General features: G+C 38.0%; 11 protein-coding genes. 8 read left to right on the top strand and 3 right to left on the bottom strand.

All coding sequences use genetic code 11. From position 1 onward, the window contains the following. Window positions 1–7: 7 nt before the first annotated feature. The 3 genes from PKC55_RS13605 to PKC55_RS13595 form a co-directional block, all read right to left on the bottom strand. Window positions 8–964 (bottom strand): glycoside hydrolase family 43 protein, encoded by a 957-nt coding sequence (locus PKC55_RS13605; RefSeq protein WP_283686980.1) that lies wholly within the window; start codon window positions 962–964, stop codon window positions 8–10. A 126-nt stretch (window positions 965–1,090) separates the two neighbouring features. Further along, window positions 1,091–3,061, bottom strand: a complete 1,971-nt coding sequence (locus PKC55_RS13600) for an alpha/beta hydrolase-fold protein (protein WP_291125526.1) — start codon at window positions 3,059–3,061, stop codon at window positions 1,091–1,093. Window positions 3,062–3,165: 104 nt separating this feature from the next. After that, window positions 3,166–4,713 carry a glycoside hydrolase family 43 protein gene (locus PKC55_RS13595; protein WP_291125529.1) on the bottom strand — a complete coding sequence of 516 codons (1,548 nt, stop codon included), beginning with the start codon at window positions 4,711–4,713 and terminating at the stop codon, window positions 3,166–3,168. Between the two features lie 786 nt (window positions 4,714–5,499). On the opposite strand from PKC55_RS13595, the gene PKC55_RS13590 reads away from it, so the two are divergent. The 8 genes from PKC55_RS13590 (at window position 5,500) to PKC55_RS13555 (ending at window position 17,723) form a co-directional block, all read left to right on the top strand. Next, a complete protein-coding gene (locus tag PKC55_RS13590; protein ID WP_324373419.1) occupies window positions 5,500–8,019 on the top strand; it encodes a glycosyl hydrolase 115 family protein in 2,520 nt (839 codons plus the stop codon). Between the two features lie 11 nt (window positions 8,020–8,030). Further along, complete coding sequence (locus PKC55_RS13585) at window positions 8,031–9,962, top strand: sialate O-acetylesterase (protein WP_324373417.1); 1,932 nt, start codon at window positions 8,031–8,033, stop codon at window positions 9,960–9,962. Between the two features lie 12 nt (window positions 9,963–9,974). After that, the gene (locus tag PKC55_RS13580) at window positions 9,975–11,387 is read left to right on the top strand and encodes an MFS transporter (RefSeq protein WP_291028585.1); all 1,413 of its coding nucleotides are present in this window, start codon (window positions 9,975–9,977) and stop codon (window positions 11,385–11,387) included. A gap of 25 nt (window positions 11,388–11,412) precedes the next feature. Continuing rightward, window positions 11,413–12,564: an endo-1,4-beta-xylanase gene (locus tag PKC55_RS13575; protein WP_414647311.1), complete on the top strand. Its 1,152-nt coding sequence runs from the start codon at window positions 11,413–11,415 to the stop codon at window positions 12,562–12,564. 34 nt (window positions 12,565–12,598) lie between these two features. Then, window positions 12,599–13,573 carry a glycoside hydrolase family 43 protein gene (locus PKC55_RS13570; RefSeq protein WP_291128828.1) on the top strand — a complete coding sequence of 325 codons (975 nt, stop codon included), beginning with the start codon at window positions 12,599–12,601 and terminating at the stop codon, window positions 13,571–13,573. A gap of 103 nt (window positions 13,574–13,676) precedes the next feature. Beyond that, on the top strand, window positions 13,677–15,707 hold the full coding sequence (locus PKC55_RS13565; protein ID WP_291128826.1) for an alpha-glucuronidase: 2,031 nt from the start codon (window positions 13,677–13,679) through the stop codon (window positions 15,705–15,707). A gap of 7 nt (window positions 15,708–15,714) precedes the next feature. Further along, the gene (gene uxuA / locus PKC55_RS13560) at window positions 15,715–16,887 is read left to right on the top strand and encodes a mannonate dehydratase (protein ID WP_291128823.1); all 1,173 of its coding nucleotides are present in this window, start codon (window positions 15,715–15,717) and stop codon (window positions 16,885–16,887) included. After that, window positions 16,884–17,723 carry an SDR family oxidoreductase gene (locus PKC55_RS13555; RefSeq protein ID WP_291128821.1) on the top strand — a complete coding sequence of 280 codons (840 nt, stop codon included), beginning with the start codon at window positions 16,884–16,886 and terminating at the stop codon, window positions 17,721–17,723. The genes uxuA and PKC55_RS13555 overlap by 4 nt, the downstream gene beginning before the upstream one ends. Window positions 17,724–17,743: the final 20 nt, after the last annotated feature.

Below are 17,743 nucleotides of genomic sequence, written 5' to 3'. Positions count from 1 at the left end.
TACTTTATCAAACGGGCTTTACACCTTCTTTTGTTTGTACAACTTTCTGAATCGTCCCATCCGGATTAAAATATAAATAATCTACACAAATAGAACGGCGATAGCTTCCTCCGGTAGGAAGAGCCCCGTTGTGATAAAAGAAATAAGTATTGCCTTTAAAATCAAGAATTCCGGGATGAGTCGTAAAACTATTGGGTACATTATCTTGTATTATTCCTTTATATTCCCATGGTCCTTCAGGACTATTCGACATACAGTATTCGATCATCTCGGGTTTTGTACCTGCTCCTGCATAGATTAAATAGTACATTCCATTTCTCTTGTAAAGCCACGGACCTTCAATATATCCTTCCGGCTTGAAAGCTGTGATCTCACTATCAAGTTCAATCATATTTTCTTTCAGTTTAGCCCATTTGCAACTGCCATTTCCCCAATAGAGATAAGCTTGTCCATCATCATCTATAAATACGGCCGGATCAATATCATCCCATCCATGTTTCATATCTGTAGTCATTTCATTTACAACGAGGGCTTTTCCTATCGCATCCTTGAATGGACCTGTAGGACTATCAGAAACAGCGACACCTATTGCTGCACCACCTTTAGAGTTTTCGTCACTTTTATGAAAAGTTGATACATACCAATAGAATTTACCATTACGTTCAACACAATGTGCAGCATAGGCATCGCCTGTAGCCCACGAAAATGTTGAAGGTGAAAGACAAGATCCATGATCTTTCCAATTTACCATATCGGTAGACGAAAAAACATACCAGTCGGGCATTTTATAATTTGTATCTTGTTCTGTTGCACCATCGTGTCCGGCATAAAGATATACTGTGCCATCGTGTACCAAAGGTGCAGGGTCGGCTGTAAACATGTGAGTGATAATTGGGTTTTGAGCATTAGTAGCTATCGCCAATGGCAAAACACCCAAGAAAAAAATCAAAGCTTTCTTTTTCATTAGATTATATTTTGTTGTTCCTTTAACAATTGTTTTTCACGTATATGATACTTGTCAATTATATTCATTTCTTACAATTCAATCTTTAGACTATTATTATTTTCGTATAACAATCTAATTATATCGTTACTTAAATAGCAACTCAGCAAATTGTTTCAATGATCTTCTCCATGTCAACCATTCGTGGGATGTTCCCGGCGATTCGTAATAAACATGTTTAATTCCTGCTTTATCGAATTCTTTATGAAAGTTATTTACAGTTTGATACATATTTGTCGGCTCGGCAGTTCCAATACTTAAATATATCAATTTCACGTTTTTGTTGAATGCATCAACGTCGGACCAAACATTATTATACATTTTAGAAAAATCAGCGCCTTGTTCTATTATTCCGCCTCCGCTAAATCCGCCTACATAAGCAAATTTATCCAAATTTGTCATAGCAATCTGGAATGACTGAAACCCTCCCATCGATAAGCCTGCCATAGCTCGATGATCACGATCCGGAATAGTACGAAATTCTTTATCTACCAAAGGGATAATCTCGTTAATAAAAACTTTTTCCAATGCACTGTTCTGAAACAATCCTCTAAGCCCCTGAGGCGAATTAGCTGAAGATGCCGACGGATCTACAGCATAGCCGTTATCCATAACTACGATCATCGGCTTAGCTTTACCTTCTGCTATCAGATTATCCATAATTGCATCCATTTTGCCTTGGTTAGGCCATCCTGTTTCGTCTTCGCCTCCACCATGCTGTAAATAAAGTACAGGATATCTTTGCGAAGTATTTGTATCATATCCTGCCGGCGTATATACAAATGCTCTACGCCATGCTTTCGTCACATCTGAGAAGTAACGAATCTGTCTTATTTGTCCGTGAGGTACATTCTTTAAGTTATAGTAATCCACCCCTTTCTCGGGTATTTCAATCCCACTTGCCATACGGCCCATACCATAAAAAGTGCGACTTGCAGGATCACAAACAGCAACACCGTCAATAAGGATAGAGTAATAATGAAATCCTTCAACAATAGGTTCGGTAGTAATTGCCCATGAACCTTCTTCTTCTCTAACCATGTCATATTTCTTTCCTAAATCCACTTGCACTCTTTTAGCATCAGGTGCTTTTATACGAAATAACACTCTGTTTCCGGATAATATCTGAGGATATTGAGCCCCGGGAACATTTGTTGATGCAGGGATACCGCCCTCTGCTTCTTCAGGAATATAGCTGTATTGTTCGATAAGATCAGCAGTCACAGGTTTAAACAGCAATTGGGAGAACATATACAAGTTTTGCTTCCAAATATTGAAATCGTGATATCCATTCGGTATAACCTGATAAACATGAGGAACTTGATTTTTAGCTAAATAATCATGGGTACGCTTACTGAAGTTAAGTAATCCGTCTTTGTCTCCACAAGAGATCCAAAGGAGCTTTAATTTTTTCTTTGCTTCATCCGGATTAGGGACTAACACATCTGGAGCTTTAGTGTTTGGCGCAGAAGAAAAACCTCCTACCCATGCAAATGTATCAAAATTACCCAGTCCAAAATTCAAAGATTGTCCGCCCCCCATCGATAAGCCGGCAAGCGCTCGATTTTCCTGATTTTTCAAGACAGGATAAGTTTTCTGGATAAAAGGAATAAGGTCATTTAACAAATCTTTCTCGAAAGTAGCAAATGCCTCTACTTTTGGTGCCTCCATAATATTTCCAATAGCACGATCATCTTTCATAGCACGTCCGTTGGGCAATACGACAATCATGGGTACTACTTTCTTTTCTGCATACAAATTATCAAGAATTACTTGAGGCTGTCCATGCTTAAGCCACTCTTTTTCATCGCCTCCAATACCGTGCAACAAATACAATACAGGATATTGTTTATTTTTAGAGTATCCGGGAGGAGTATAAACAAGAGCTTTCCTATTAGTATCTACGGTCTTAGAATAATAAGTTACCGTATCTATTTGTCCATGAGATATCCCAGTGCGGGGTACATCGTATCCATTCGGCGCACTTTTATAATTTTGACTGATAGCCCCGACTGTCAGTCCCCAAATAAATAAATGCAAAAAGAAAAAATTTTTCATACTATATGATTTAGATTAAGTACATCAACTTATGCATAGAATAAAAACACTACGGTTAGGATTTATTTCACCTTAGAAACTATTTTAGCCCTTGTACATTCATATTATTCGCTTCTAGCATATTCAAAATAGTCAACATCAACATACCCCCCGGCAGCTTTAGTGGCATAATTGCATATTGCAAAACGGTTGCCCATAAAATGTTTCAGGTTATAAATCATATGAAATTCGGTACCTAACTGTATCCAATTTTCTTTATCAATACTATAGAAAAAATTAGCATTATCGGTATTGAAATCACAATCCATACGTAAATATACCTTATCAACGGACAGATCAACTCTAGCTTTTTCTTGATCTCGGTCTGTCATAACAAGGTACTTTTTACTCCCTTCCATTACCACGGATATTAATCCCGGTTCTGCACAGTATGCTCCGAGCCCTGCAATATCTCCATCTTTCATATTCGAAATATCCATAGAAATAATACCACTACATTTTGGACCTTCGGTTCTTTGTGATAAAATATTACGAGCTTCAAATATAGTTTCAACTACTTTACCTGTTTTCAATCTCATGTATCCCGGACGTTCTGATAGAGACCATAAATTATTATCAGGATTATGGTTCCATTGCCAGTTCAGAGCTAATTTATCAGTATCGAAATTGTCGCTTATAACTAACGGTGTTGCATTAAATCCTTGTATAGGTTTTTCCATTACTTTAGGCACTTTCCCCTCTTCATTACCTAGTATTGGCCAACCATCTTCCCAACGGCAAGGCATCAATACCGGTACACGTCCTACAGCCCCTCTATCTTGGAATAAGAAGCCATACCAATCTCCATCTTCTGTATCAACAATACAACCTTGTGCAACACCTGCACCCGGTCTATCCATAAAGTCTGACAGGATTACTTTTGACTCATAAGGTCCTCCTATCTGGTCTGAACGAAAGCATAATTGTGTACGAATGCCCCCCTGAGGCCACCAGATTAAAAACATATAATATTTATCGTTGTATTTACATAGATGAGTCCCTTCCAACAAATGAGGAAAGCCATCTTCTTTTCCTTTAATTACAACGACATCAAGTCCATCAGGTTTAACATCCGAAAGATCACTCTTCAATTCTGTTATGCGAATCTGACCGCTACCATAGGCCAGGTAAACTTTTCCATCGTCGTCGAACAAAAGTGATGCGTCATGGAAGTTTTTATCAAACTCGCTTATTTTTTTCCACTTGCCTGTAGGATCTTCTGTCTCATAAATATATGTTCTCTGAGGTCTGTTCGTAGCAAACAGAACATAAAATTTTCCATTATGATATCGAAGAGATGACGCCCATTGTCCTTGCCCATATACGTTGCCACCTTCTAAATCATATAAAGGGCTGTCTTTAATTTCATCAAAGAGATAACTTACAATTTCCCAATTAACAAGATCTTTAGATCGCATAATAGGAGCTCCGGGCATTAAATGCATAGTAGTACTAACCATATAGTAGTCACTACCAACTCTGATTATATCCATATCGGGAACATCTGCATATATTACAGGATTTGTAAACTTATCTTTTTTGACTGAAGGTGTGTTTTTGCACCCAGCCAAAGCTGATATAAATAAGGCTAATACTAAAATAATATTTTTCATATGGTAAATATTTAGATTATTTATTTTTCATATTTAGAATAAGGATTGTGATAATTCACGTTGGTACAGACCAAACACACGGCATACTACAAAATTAAAACAAGCTAAGAGAAACAGAGACTATTGTTGTATACTATTACCCAAGTAAATGTCTTATCTATATTGCATGTGTTGCATATCCTTTTGCTTTTGTTGCACACAAGGCGCACAACCATTTATCCATAAGAGTAATTAAGAACTCATTTCTAATTAGATATACCTATAAAAAAAAGAAAATAGCCAAAATGCGATTATTATCACCACACCAGAAGTAACAGACAGATGGAAATTGCATTATATCTACAGCGAAAGCTGAAATAGAACAAACTCCATCAGTTTTTTCTAAAAACATACAATTAACGCACGGACTATTTACTGATATTAATATTTTTCTCGATTTCAACTTCCTAAATTTCAATTAAAACTAAAGAGATTCACCGAAAAAACAATACAATAAAAAACTGCAAGATTCAAAAAGAAAAGACGATTAACAGCTAATCTAAAAGCTAGAATTTAAGACAATTTTAATTCTAAAATTAAACAATAAGACAAAAACGAAAGGATATGCAACACATGCAATATAGATAAGACATTTACTTGGGTAATAGTATACAACAATAGTCTCTGTTTCTCTTAGCTTGTTTTAATTTTGTTTAATACATATCGTACATAATCTTAGACTAAAATTGACCGGTTTTATGCCGGTATGATGATAAAACTATCGATACTGAAAATCTATCATATATCATGAATAATATAAAGTACATTCTATTAACGCTCTGCTTATTCCCTTTGATTTTATTTGCTCAAGCAGATCAATTTGTTTCATTCTCTGACAAAGAGGACGTCTTTACTCTGGTAAAACCTTTTATTGCCGCACCTATATTGATCGATGACAATATAGACTCCGGAATACTGAAAGCAATAACCAACTTATCTGTGGACGTAGATAAAGTAACAGGAGTATCTCCCTTATTGAAAGTAGATAAAGTGTCTGCCGAAGAAACAGTATTGTTGATAGGCACTATCGGTAGGAGCGAATACATTGATGATTTGGTAAAAAACAAAAAGATTAATGCTTCAGAATTGCAAGGGAAATATGAGAAATATTTGATTCAAACCGTACAAAATCCTTTCGAAGGAGTAAAGGAAGCCTTAGTTATAGCTGGTAGCGATAAACGAGGTACCATATATGGTATATACGAACTGTCTAAACAAATAGGAGTTTCTCCTTGGTATTATTGGGCAGATGTTCCGATAAAAAAACAACAGAATATATATATAAAGAGAGGAAAATATACAGAAGGAGAACCTGCTGTAAAATACAGAGGCATATTCCTGAATGATGAAGCCCCTGCCCTTAGTGGTTGGGCTAATGTAACATTTGGCGGCTTTAATAGTAAATTTTACGAGAAAGTTTTTGAGCTAATCCTTCGCCTGAAAGGCAATTTCTTCTGGCCGGCCATGTGGGGAAGCGCATTCTATGACGACGATCCTCAAAACGGAGTTTTAGCAAACGAAATGGGAATTGTCATGAGTACATCTCACCACGAACCCATGGCTATGGCACAATCCGACTGGCATCGTTATGTAAAAAGGAATAACTTACCAAACATTTGGGATTATACTAAAAATACAAAAGCGCTACAAGAATCTTGGAGGTTCGGAATGAAGCGAGCTAAAGACTGGGAAAAAGTAGTAACAGTAGGCATGCGCGGAGATGGAGACGAAGCAATGAGCGAAGATACAAACATTGCTTTGCTTGAAAAAATAGTAAAGGATCAACGAAAGATAATAAGCGAAGTTACAGGAAAGAAACCGGAGGAAACGCCTCAAGTTTGGGCGCTGTATAAAGAGGTACAAGATTATTACGATCAGGGGATGCGAGTACCTGATGATGTCACACTTCTCTTCTGTGACGACAACTGGGGAAATGTACGAAAACTTCCCGAAATCAATTCGAAACCACATAAAGGAGGATATGGAATGTACTATCACTTCGATTATGTAGGTGCCCCCCGAAATTCGAAGTGGATCAATATAAATCCGATACAACGTGTCTGGGAACAGATGAATCTTACTTACACACATGGAGTGGATCGTATATGGGTTGTTAATGTAGGAGATCTCAAACCAATGGAATATCCAATCAGTTTCTTCCTCGATATGGCATGGAATCCCAGCCAATTCAATCCGCATAACCTATTGGATCATACAGAAAAGTGGTGCGAACAGCAATTCGGAGGTAAATATGCAAAAGAAGCGGCACAATTGATTAATCTTTACTCAAAATACAATAGACGTGTTACTCCTGAATTATTAAATGATAAGACTTACAGCCTTGAAAATTATAACGAATTTGAGACTGTAATGAACGATTATCGCAATCTGGTAATCGATGCTATGCGTTTATATTACCTCATGCCAAGTGAATATAAAGATACATTCGATCAGCTGGTATTGTTCCCAATCAATGCATGTTCCAATCTTTATGAAATGTATTATGCTCAAGCAAAGAATAAATCGTATGCAGCTAAAAAAGATGTACAGGCTAATTATTGGGCAGATAAAGTAAAAGATTGTTTTAAGAGGGATTCATTACTGACTGTCCATTACAATCAGACTATAGCCGGAGGTAAATGGCCGCATATGATGGATCAGGTACGTATAGGATATAGAAGCTGGAACAATCCACCTAAAAGCATTATGCCTAAGGTAGAATACATAATGCAGACAAAAGACTACCAGAACAAAGTTTTTGTCGAGAAAAACGGATATGTTTCTATTGAAGCGGGCAATTACAGTCGCTTGAATAATTCAGACAGGATACATTGGGACATGATACCGGATATGGGGAAGACAAAATCAGCCATGACGACTTTCCCTCAAAATATCTATCCAAAAGAAAATGATAATATCTATCTCGAGTATGACATTGATTTCCAATCCACAGGAGACTTTAATGTAAATCTATTACTTTCTCCGACATTGAACTTCAATGCGAATAAAGGGCTTCGTTATGCAATCTCATTTGATGGTAGGAATGAACAAATCGTAAATTTCAACGGGCATTACAAAGGCGAGCTTGGTCTATGGCAGGCAGAAGCTATAATTAAATCGACCACAAAGCATACGATAACGGAAAAAGGAAAACACACTCTTCGATTCCGTGTATTAGAATCGGGCATTGTTCTACAAAAAATATTAATAGATACTGGAGGTCTGAAACCGTCGTACTTAGGTGCACCTGAAAGCGAATTGAAATAAAGTTTAATAATATGCAAAGTAAAAATATTGTAAAATTCTGTTTGATTGTACTATTCATTTTGGGTTTTGGTATACAATCAAGTGCGAAAGTAAAATTACCTCGCCTGATTAGCGACGGAATGATACTTCAAAGAGATACCCCTGTCAAAGTATGGGGCTGGGCATCACCGGAAGAATCTGTAATTGTAAAATTTCGAGAAGAAACATATAAGACAAAAGCCGATAAAAATGGAGATTGGACAATTATTTTGCCGGCACAAAAAGCAGGGGAACCCTCCGAAATACAGATCAATGACATCATAATTAAAAACATTTTATTTGGAGATGTTTGGTTATGTTCTGGGCAATCTAACATGGAATTACCGATCAGACGAACACTCGATTTGTACCGTGAAGAAGTAAAGGAGATTAATAATCCATATATAAGACTTTTCCGTATGCCAAACAATTATGCATTCGGCGAGCCACTTATTGATTATAAAGGAGGAGAATGGAAAGATGCTTCGCAGGCAAACATTATGGAATTTTCAGCCACGGCATACTTTTTTGCAAAAGAGCTGTATGACAAGTACAAAGTTCCAATAGGACTTATAAGTACTGCCATTGGTGGCACTCCTGTGGAAGCATGGATCAGTGGCGAAACTATAAAGAAATATCCTGACCTCAATGCTGAAGCAGAAACGTTTGCAACAATAGGATTTATCGAAGAAACTAAAAAAAGAGAACAACAAGAAAGACTTGAAAGATGGTCTGGCATCAGACCAATTGACAAAGGTGCAGGTAGTTGGCATAAAGAAGATATTGATATATCGGAATGGAAAGATTATTATCTCCCGGGCTCATGGAGAGAAAAAGACATGGAAGTAAATAGAAGTGTCATCTGGTTTCGTAAAGAGTTTGAACTAACAAAAGATGAAGCAGCTCAAGCGGCAATCTTACGCTTAGGATATATAATAGATTCAGATTCAACCTTTGTTAACGGGCAACTTGTCGGTACAACAAGTTATCAATATCCGCCGCGTATCTATAATGTTCCCGAAGGAATACTTAAAGCCGGGAAAAATACTATTACGATAAGAGTTGTTACCAATAGAGGAGGTGGATTTATGGAAGAAAAGCCATATAAGATAATTCTGAGTGACAGGACAATCGATTTGACAGGAGAATGGAAATATCGTGTCGGAATAGAAAATCTACCTATAGAAGGCGGTTTTACTTCTTATCAGGATAAACCTACCGCACTGTATAACGGTATGATTGCTCCATCAAACAACTATAAGATCAAAGGTGTAATATGGTACCAAGGAGAGTCTAACGTCGGCCGGGCAAAAGAATACGAAGCCTTATTTAAGGATTTGATCAAAGATTGGAGAACCCAACGAAATGAACCGGAGTTACCATTTATATACGCTCAACTGCCGGAACTTAACAGAGCAAACAAATATCCTTCGGAGAGTGGCATGGCCGAACTTAGAGAAGCACAAAGAAAAGCTTTATGTTTACCATATACAGGTATGGCTGTCACATTAGGACTCGGTGACTGGAACGATATTCACCCACAAAACAAAAAAGGAGTAGGTCATCGTTTGGCATTGGAAACTCAACGTGTAGCTTATGGTGACACCACAATTGTAAGCAGAGGCCCCCAATTGGAAAGCTTCGAAGTTAAAGGCAATAATATCATTCTCACTTTCTCTTCTGTAGGATCTGGTCTATATTCCAACCAGGTGCTTAACGGATTCACTATTGCAGGAGGAGATAATAGGTATGTTTGGGCAGAAGCGGCTGTATTAAACAGAAATACAATAAAAGTATGGAGCAATCAGGTGCAACAACCTGTATCTGTACGATATGGCTGGGCTGACAATCCAGAAGGAGCCAACCTAAAGAATAAGGAAGGTCTTCCCGCATCTTCATTCCAAGTTGAATTAATAAAAAAATAAATAAAACATACAATGGAATCAACATCACAAGGTAAAGCCGAATCAAAAGGTTTTTACAAATTATCGGGAATACAACGCATTGGATTCGGCTCGGGCGATTTAGCCCAAAACCTTATCTATCAGACGGTATCAATGTACCTTCTCATTTTCTACACAAATGTATTCGGCATTTCTGCTGCCGCAGCTGGGATCATGTTTCTTATAGTACGTATTGTTGACGTAATCTGGGATCCTATAGTGGGAGCATTCGTAGACAAACACAATCCTAAATTAGGTAAATACCGTTCTTATCTGGTGCTTGGAGGCATACCGCTTACCGGCTTTGCCATCCTTTGTTTTTGGAATGGATTTTCGGGGTCATTGCTCTATGCCTACATAACGTATGTTGGTTTATCAATGCTTTATACCCTTATAAATGTTCCTTATGGAGCGTTGAATGCCTCACTTACACGCGATACAGACGAAATTACCAAACTGACTTCGGTACGTATGTTTATGGCTAATTTGGGAGGACTGGCGGTAGGCTATGGAATACCTATTCTTGTAAAGCTCTTCTCATCTGACGGGAAAATTAATTCGCCGGAATCTGCCAACGCATGGTTTATCACAATGACTATCTATGCCATAGCCGGATTAACCTTATTAATTTTCTGCTTTACACAGACTAAAGAACGAGTAGTAATGGCTGAAAAAGAAACAGAAAATGTAAAAGTTTCAGACTTGTGGATAGAATTTAAACATAATCGTCCTCTGAGAATACTGGCTTTTTTCTTCATCACAGCTTTTGCTATGATGGCAATCGGCAATTCAGCCGGGTCGTATTATATGATTTACAACGTGCAGGCTCCCGATATGCTCCCATACTTTATGGCTTTAGGATCTATCCCTGCCTTTATCTTTATGCCGATGGTACCTGCCATCAAAAGAGCAATCGGCAAAAAACAAATGTTCTATGTATTTCTAACGGTTGCCATTATCGGTATGGGGTTGTTGTATGCCATTTCTGTAATACCTGCGCTTAAGACTCAAGTCTGGCTGGTCTTTATTGCCCAATTCATCAAATCGACAGGAATAATTGTTGCTACTGGTTATATGTGGGCTCTGGTTCCGGAAGTAATCTCGTATGGAGAACATACAACAGGTAAAAGAATTTCAGGAATAGTCAATGCTTTGACAGGGATCTTCTATAAGGCAGGAATGGCCTTAGGTGGTGTTGTTCCGGGACTTGTATTGGCATTTGTCGGATTCGACAAAGACAACGAAGTTACACAATCGGCCTTTGCCGAACAAGGTATTTTATGGCTTGTAGCTGTAATACCTGCAATACTTCTTCTTTTAGCCATGTTCATTATATCCCGATATGAGCTGGAAGATAATGTAATCGACAAAATAAACATGGAGATTGAAGAGAGACATTTGAAATAAAAATAACGCTATAAAACATTTTAGTATGAAAAAAAACATCTATTATTTTCTCATTTCTTTGTTGCTGATGACAGCATTTGCCTGTAGCGCAAAAAGTAATAAAGAAATAAAAAATGAACCGTCACTAAAAGGAGCCCTAAAAGGGAAATTTTATATAGGGACAGCTCTTAATGTAACCCAGATACATGGGAAAGATACCGCATCGATAAATATTGTGAAAAACGAATTCGATGCCATAGTAGCAGAAAACTGTATGAAAAGTATGTTTCTACAACCCAAAGAAGGTGAATTTTTCTTTGATGATGCTGATAAGTTTGTAGAATTTGGAGAACAAAACAATCTTTATATCACAGGACATTGTCTAATTTGGCATTCACAAGCTCCATCGTGGTTCTTCGTAGATAATGATGGAAAAGACGTATCAGCTGAAGTTCTTAAACAACGCATGAAAACTCATATCACGACAGTAGTGTCTCGCTACAAGGGACGTATAAAAGGTTGGGATGTGGTGAACGAAGCGATTATGGAAGATGGATCATATCGTAAAAGTAAGTTTTACACAATTTTGGGAGAAGAGTTTATTCCTTTAGCTTTCCAATATGCTCATGAGGCTGACCCTGAAGCTGAACTGTATTATAACGACTATAACGAATGGCATAAAGGCAAACGTGAAGCTATTATCAATTTGATAAAATCGTTTAAGGGAAAAAATATACGAATCGACGCTGTTGGTATGCAAGGACATTTTGGCATGGATGGACCAAGTCTGGAAGAATATCAGGCAACTATTGATGATTATACTTCAACAGGTGTAAAGGTTATGGTTACAGAATTAGATCTTAGTGCCCTACCCTCCCCTCGTCGCAACACAGGAGCAAACATCTCTGATATAGAAGCATATAATCAGAAAATGAATCCATATACAACCGGACTACCTGATTCCGTTTCAGTAGCATGGACAGAGCGTATGGGAAGTTTCTTTAAGCTCTTTATAGATAATAAGGAAAAAATAACCCGTGTCACCTTATGGGGTGTAAGCGATGTAGATTCATGGAAAAACGATTTTCCAATGAAAGGCCGTACCGACTATCCTTTATTGTTTGACAGACAATACAAGGCTAAACCTGTTGTTCAAGAAATTATCAAGATGGCTGGTCTTCCTGAAGAGAAAAAATAAGCAAAAATAATAAGCATCATTATCTAATAAAAAAATGAAACAAGCACGATATTTATTTCCGAAGGATTATATGGCTGACCCATCTGCACATGTATTCGAAGGTAAGATCTATATTTATCCTTCCCACGATTGGGAAAGCGGCATTGCAGAAAATGACAACGGAGATCATTTTAATATGAAAGATTATCATGTCTTCTCTTTAGAAGATGTGGAAAACGGAGAGGTAACCGATCATGGGGTTGTTCTTTCAGTAGAAGATATTCCCTGGTCTGGTCGTCAGCTATGGGATAGCGATACGGCTTTTAAGGACGGTAAGTATTACTTGTATTTCTCGATGAAAGACAAAAATGATATTTTCCGTTTGGGAGTAGCTGTTAGCGATAAACCTTACGGACCATTTATACCACAGGATAACCCAATAAAAGGAAGTTATAGTATAGACCCTTGTGTATTTGAAGAAAACGGACAATATTATATTTATTTTGGAGGCATCTGGGGCGGACAGCTGCAACGCTATCGCAAAAATAAAGCATTGGAGTGCGCTGCTTTTCCGGCTGAAAATGAACCCGCTTTGTGTGGAAAAGTTGCACGCCTGAGAGATGACATGCTCGAATTTGACGAAGAGCCTCGAGATGTAATTATTCTTGATGAACATGGCAATCCATTGACGCAAGGTGACACCAATCGACGATTCTTTGAAGCATCATGGATGCATAAATATAACGGCAAATATTACTTCTCGTATTCCACAGGAGATACGCACCTTCTATGCTATGCTATAGGTGACAATCCATACGGGCCTTTCACTTATAGTGGTGTTATACTCACTCCTGTAGTCGGCTGGACAACGCATCACAGCATTGTCGAATACAGAGGCAAATGGTTTCTTTTCCATCATGACTCCGTACCCTCGGGCGGAAAAACATGGCTTAGAAGTATGAAAGTTATCGAATTGGAATATAACAATGACGGAACAATTAAAACAATAGAAGGGTTAGAAAGCTATTAGTTTATTTTAGGTTTAAAGGTTTTAGGTTAATTTTTTGGACTCTTAGTTTTCTGGCAAGGGCGAATGAATATTCGCCCTTGTATTTAATATTAAAAGGATTAATATGACAATCAGATACATTTCGCTCTTTATTATTTTTATTTTATCATCTCTCTTATCATGGGCTGAAGACGGAAGCCGCTTATGGCTACGCTACCCTGAAATAAAGCAAAAAGAGAAATCGATACTATCATCACATAGTAGCCCTACTATCAATATTGCTTTGGATGAATTATCAAATCATTGGGAAGGGCAGACCGTAGAGTTACAGTTAAATAAAAAACTCAAGCATCTTAAAGATGGGTATAGTATTAAATCCAATAATCAGAAAATTATTATTTCAGCAGGTTCTGATGTCGGGCTACTATATGGATCATATTGTTTATTACGATTGCAACAGACAGGAGCAGATTTAACTACTTTAGATATAGAAGAACTGCCCTCTTATGATATACGTATCCTCAATCACTGGGATAATCTAGACGGAACTATCGAACGTGGATATGCGGGTTATTCGTTATGGAAATGGGATGAACTGCCCAATACACTTTCTCCACGATATAAAGAATATGCTCGGGCGAATGCTTCGATAGGAATTAACGGAACTGTACTGAATAATGTGAATGCTTCACCGAATATTCTAAAGAAAGATTATTTGGAAAAAGTAAAAGCTTTAGCTGACATCTTCCGTCCCTATGGACTTAAAGTTTATCTCTCTGTAAATTTCTCTTCTCCTAAGGTATTGGAAGGTCTATCCGATTCGGATCCATTAAACCCGGAGGTGCAGAAGTGGTGGAAAGCCAAAGCCAAAGAAATCTATTCACTAATCCCCGATTTCGGAGGGTTTCTGGTAAAAGCTAATTCTGAAGGGCAACCCGGACCTCAAGATTACGGACGAACCCATGCCGATGGCGCAAATATGCTAGCCGATGTACTGAAGCCATACGAGGGTATAGTTATGTGGCGAGCGTTTGTATATAATCCGAGTATGGAAGACCGGGCAAAACAGGCATATCAGGAGTTTGTACCATTGGATGGACAATTTCGGGATAACGTCATTATTCAGATAAAGAACGGCCCTATCGATTTTCAACCACGTGAACCATTCAATCCTTTGTTTGGCGCACTGCGTAAGACTCCGGCAATGGTAGAATTTCAGATAACACAAGAGTATCTCGGTTTTTCTAACCATCTTGCATATCTGGCTACTATGTTCAAGGAAACTCTTGATAGCGATACGTATTCAGATGGAAAAGGTTCTACGGTAGCCAAAATAACAGACGGGACATTACGTCCGGCTAAAACGACGGCCATATCGGCTGTATCTAATATAGGTGAAGATACAAACTGGTGTGGACATCATTTTGCACAGACTAACTGGTATGCATTCGGACGCTTAGCTTGGAATCATCAACTTTCTTCAAACCAAATAGCTGATGAATGGATAAGAATGACATTTTCGGATAATAACGAATTTGTAGAACCGGTGAAAAATATGATGTTGAGTTCTAGAGAAACCATTGTTGACTATATGATGCCGCTAGGACTTCACCATATTTTTGCCGAAGACCACCATTACGGACCTGAACCTTGGTTGTCTCAAGCCGCTAGAGAAGACTGGACTTCTGTATACTATCACAAAGCAGATACTATAGGGCTCGGTTTTAATCGTACAACAACGGGGAGTGATGCCGTGTCCCATTATTTTCCTCCTTTGAATAATATTTATAATGACATATCAACCTGTCCAGAGAATTTACTGTTGTGGTTTCATCATGTTCCATGGAACTATAAGATGAATGACGATAAAACGATGTGGGATGCTCTTTGTTATAAGTATGATTCGGGTGTACAGCAGGTAAGAGAGTATCAGAAAGTTTGGGATAGAATGGAGCAATATGTAGACTCCAGACGTTTCGAGGAGGTTCAATCCAAATTAAAAATTCAGGCACGAGATGCCGTATGGTGGAGAGATGCTTGTTTGTTGTACTTCCAGACATTCTCAAAAAAGCCTATCCCCTATGATCTTGAACGTCCTATATATGAGCTCGATGACCTGATGAAAATAAAACTAGATATGAAACACCATAATTAACTGGAAAATGAAAAAGACATGGAGGTGGTTCGGGAAAAAAGATAAGATTACGCTGCCTATATTGAGGCAAATCGGAGTAGAAGGGATTGTTACCGCATTGCATGATATACCGAACGGTGAAGTGTGGTCGTCAGAAGCAATCAACGATCTGAATAACTATATAAAAGAAGCCGGACTGTACTGGTCTGTTGTAGAAAGCCTGCCTGTTAGCGAAGCCATTAAATATGGAGGAGATAATAGAGATTTACTGATAGATAATTATATTACAAGCCTCCGAAACCTTGGAGAAGCCGGTATTAAAACTGTTTGCTACAATTTTATGCCCGTTATAGACTGGATTCGTACAGATCTCATGTACCCATGGTCTGACGGTACTTTCTCTCTCTATTTTGATAAGACACGCTTCGCTTACTTTGATTGCATGATCCTTAAACGGGAGGGTGCAAAAGAGGATTACTCAAAAGAAGAAATGGATAAGGTCTACCAACTGGATAAGGTTATAACAGAACATGAAAAAGAACAGTTGATAGACACTATCATTGTAAAGACACAGGGTTTTATCAATGGTAATATAAAAGACGGGGATAAAAATCCTGTTGCTATTTTTAAAACACTTCTAGCATTGTACAATGGGATAGATCAAAAAGGATTAAGAGAAAACTTAAAATACTTTTTAGAACGAATAATGCCTGTCTGTGACGAATACGGTATTAATATGTGTATTCATCCAGACGATCCGCCATATCCGGTATTGGGTTTACCTCGTATTATTTCTAACAGAGAAGATATTGAATGGATATTAAATGCTGTTAACAACCCACATAATGGAATCACATTTTGTGCAGGATCGCTAAGTTCCGGAATACACAATAATGTTCGGGAATTGGCTCGCCAGTTTGTATCTCGTACACGCTTCGTACATTTAAGAAGTACAAATATCCTTTCGGATGGCAATTTTATCGAAGCACCACATCTGGAAGGGCGGGGACATCTAATCGAATTGGTGCATATTTTTGAAAAAGAAAATCCGTTACTGCCCATGAGAGTAGATCATGGCAGACTAATGCTCGATGATGCTGATAAAGGTTATAATCCGGGTTACTCATTCTACGGACGCATGTATGCTCTAGCACAGATGGATGGAGTAATAGAAACCATAAAAAACGAATTAAACAGATGACAGATATTAATACAAAAACAAAAGAGAATCTCTTTTGTATAGAAGGTAAAGTTGCGATTGTAACAGGAGGATACGGAGTATTAGGTGGCAGTATCTCCAGACACCTTGCAGAACAAGGAGCAGATGTTGTAATACTAGGACGTAACGAAGATAAAGGAAATGCTCTTGTTAAGGATATTAATGAAAATGGAGGTAAATCTTTATTCATCAAATGCGATGTGATGGATGAAAATCAATTGACAGAAAGCCGAGAAAAGATACTCAGCATATATGGCAAATTAGATATTCTCGTTAATGCAGCAGGTGGTAATGTTCCGGGAGCAACATTAGCTCCTGATCAGGATTTTTATACAATGAAAACAACTGATTGGGAAAAAGTTATAAAGCTCAATATGGACGGTACAGTTTTTCCAACTCTGATATTTTCAAAAGTTATGGCAGAACAAGGACGCGGAAATATTATAAATGTATCTTCTATGGCTGCATATTCTGCAATAAGTCGTGTTCCCGGCTATTCGGCAGCAAAAGCAGCAATAAGTAATTTCACACAATGGATGGCTACCGAAATGGCTCTAAAATATGGAGATAAGATCAGGGTAAATGCTATTGCTCCGGGATTTTTTATCGGAGACCAAAACCGGGCTGTACTTATCAATCCTGACGGTTCTTTAACAGAGAGAAGTAAAAAGGTATTGGCTAAAACCCCAATGGGACGTTTCGGTGATATTACAGAACTAAACGGAGTTGTACAGTTTCTATGCAGTGATGCTGCTAGTTTTATAACCGGAGTAGTGCTTCCTGTCGATGGTGGGTTTAGTGCTTACAGCGGAGTTTAAATATTTATATGACAGAATAA

The sequence above is a fragment of the Dysgonomonas sp. genome (genome assembly GCF_035323175.1).
Classification (GTDB): Bacteria; Bacteroidota; Bacteroidia; order Bacteroidales; family Dysgonomonadaceae; genus Dysgonomonas.
This window is presented reverse-complemented; position numbering and strand designations above follow the sequence as displayed.

What these genes read in the sequence shown, in the direction of transcription:
- PKC55_RS13565 (WP_291128826.1), top strand. Translation starts at nt 13,677, where the DNA reads ATGACAATCAGATACATTTCGCTCTTTATTATTTTTATTTTATCATCT.
- PKC55_RS13605 (WP_283686980.1), bottom strand. Translation starts at nt 964, where the DNA reads ATGAAAAAGAAAGCTTTGATTTTTTTCTTGGGTGTTTTGCCATTGGCG.
- PKC55_RS13590 (WP_324373419.1), top strand. Translation starts at nt 5,500, where the DNA reads ATGAATAATATAAAGTACATTCTATTAACGCTCTGCTTATTCCCTTTG.
- PKC55_RS13555 (WP_291128821.1), top strand. Translation starts at nt 16,884, where the DNA reads ATGACAGATATTAATACAAAAACAAAAGAGAATCTCTTTTGTATAGAA.
- PKC55_RS13570 (WP_291128828.1), top strand. Translation starts at nt 12,599, where the DNA reads ATGAAACAAGCACGATATTTATTTCCGAAGGATTATATGGCTGACCCA.
- PKC55_RS13585 (WP_324373417.1), top strand. Translation starts at nt 8,031, where the DNA reads ATGCAAAGTAAAAATATTGTAAAATTCTGTTTGATTGTACTATTCATT.
- uxuA (WP_291128823.1), top strand. Translation starts at nt 15,715, where the DNA reads ATGAAAAAGACATGGAGGTGGTTCGGGAAAAAAGATAAGATTACGCTG.
- PKC55_RS13595 (WP_291125529.1), bottom strand. Translation starts at nt 4,713, where the DNA reads ATGAAAAATATTATTTTAGTATTAGCCTTATTTATATCAGCTTTGGCT.
- PKC55_RS13575 (WP_414647311.1), top strand. Translation starts at nt 11,413, where the DNA reads ATGAAAAAAAACATCTATTATTTTCTCATTTCTTTGTTGCTGATGACA.
- PKC55_RS13600 (WP_291125526.1), bottom strand. Translation starts at nt 3,061, where the DNA reads ATGAAAAATTTTTTCTTTTTGCATTTATTTATTTGGGGACTGACAGTC.
- PKC55_RS13580 (WP_291028585.1), top strand. Translation starts at nt 9,975, where the DNA reads ATGGAATCAACATCACAAGGTAAAGCCGAATCAAAAGGTTTTTACAAA.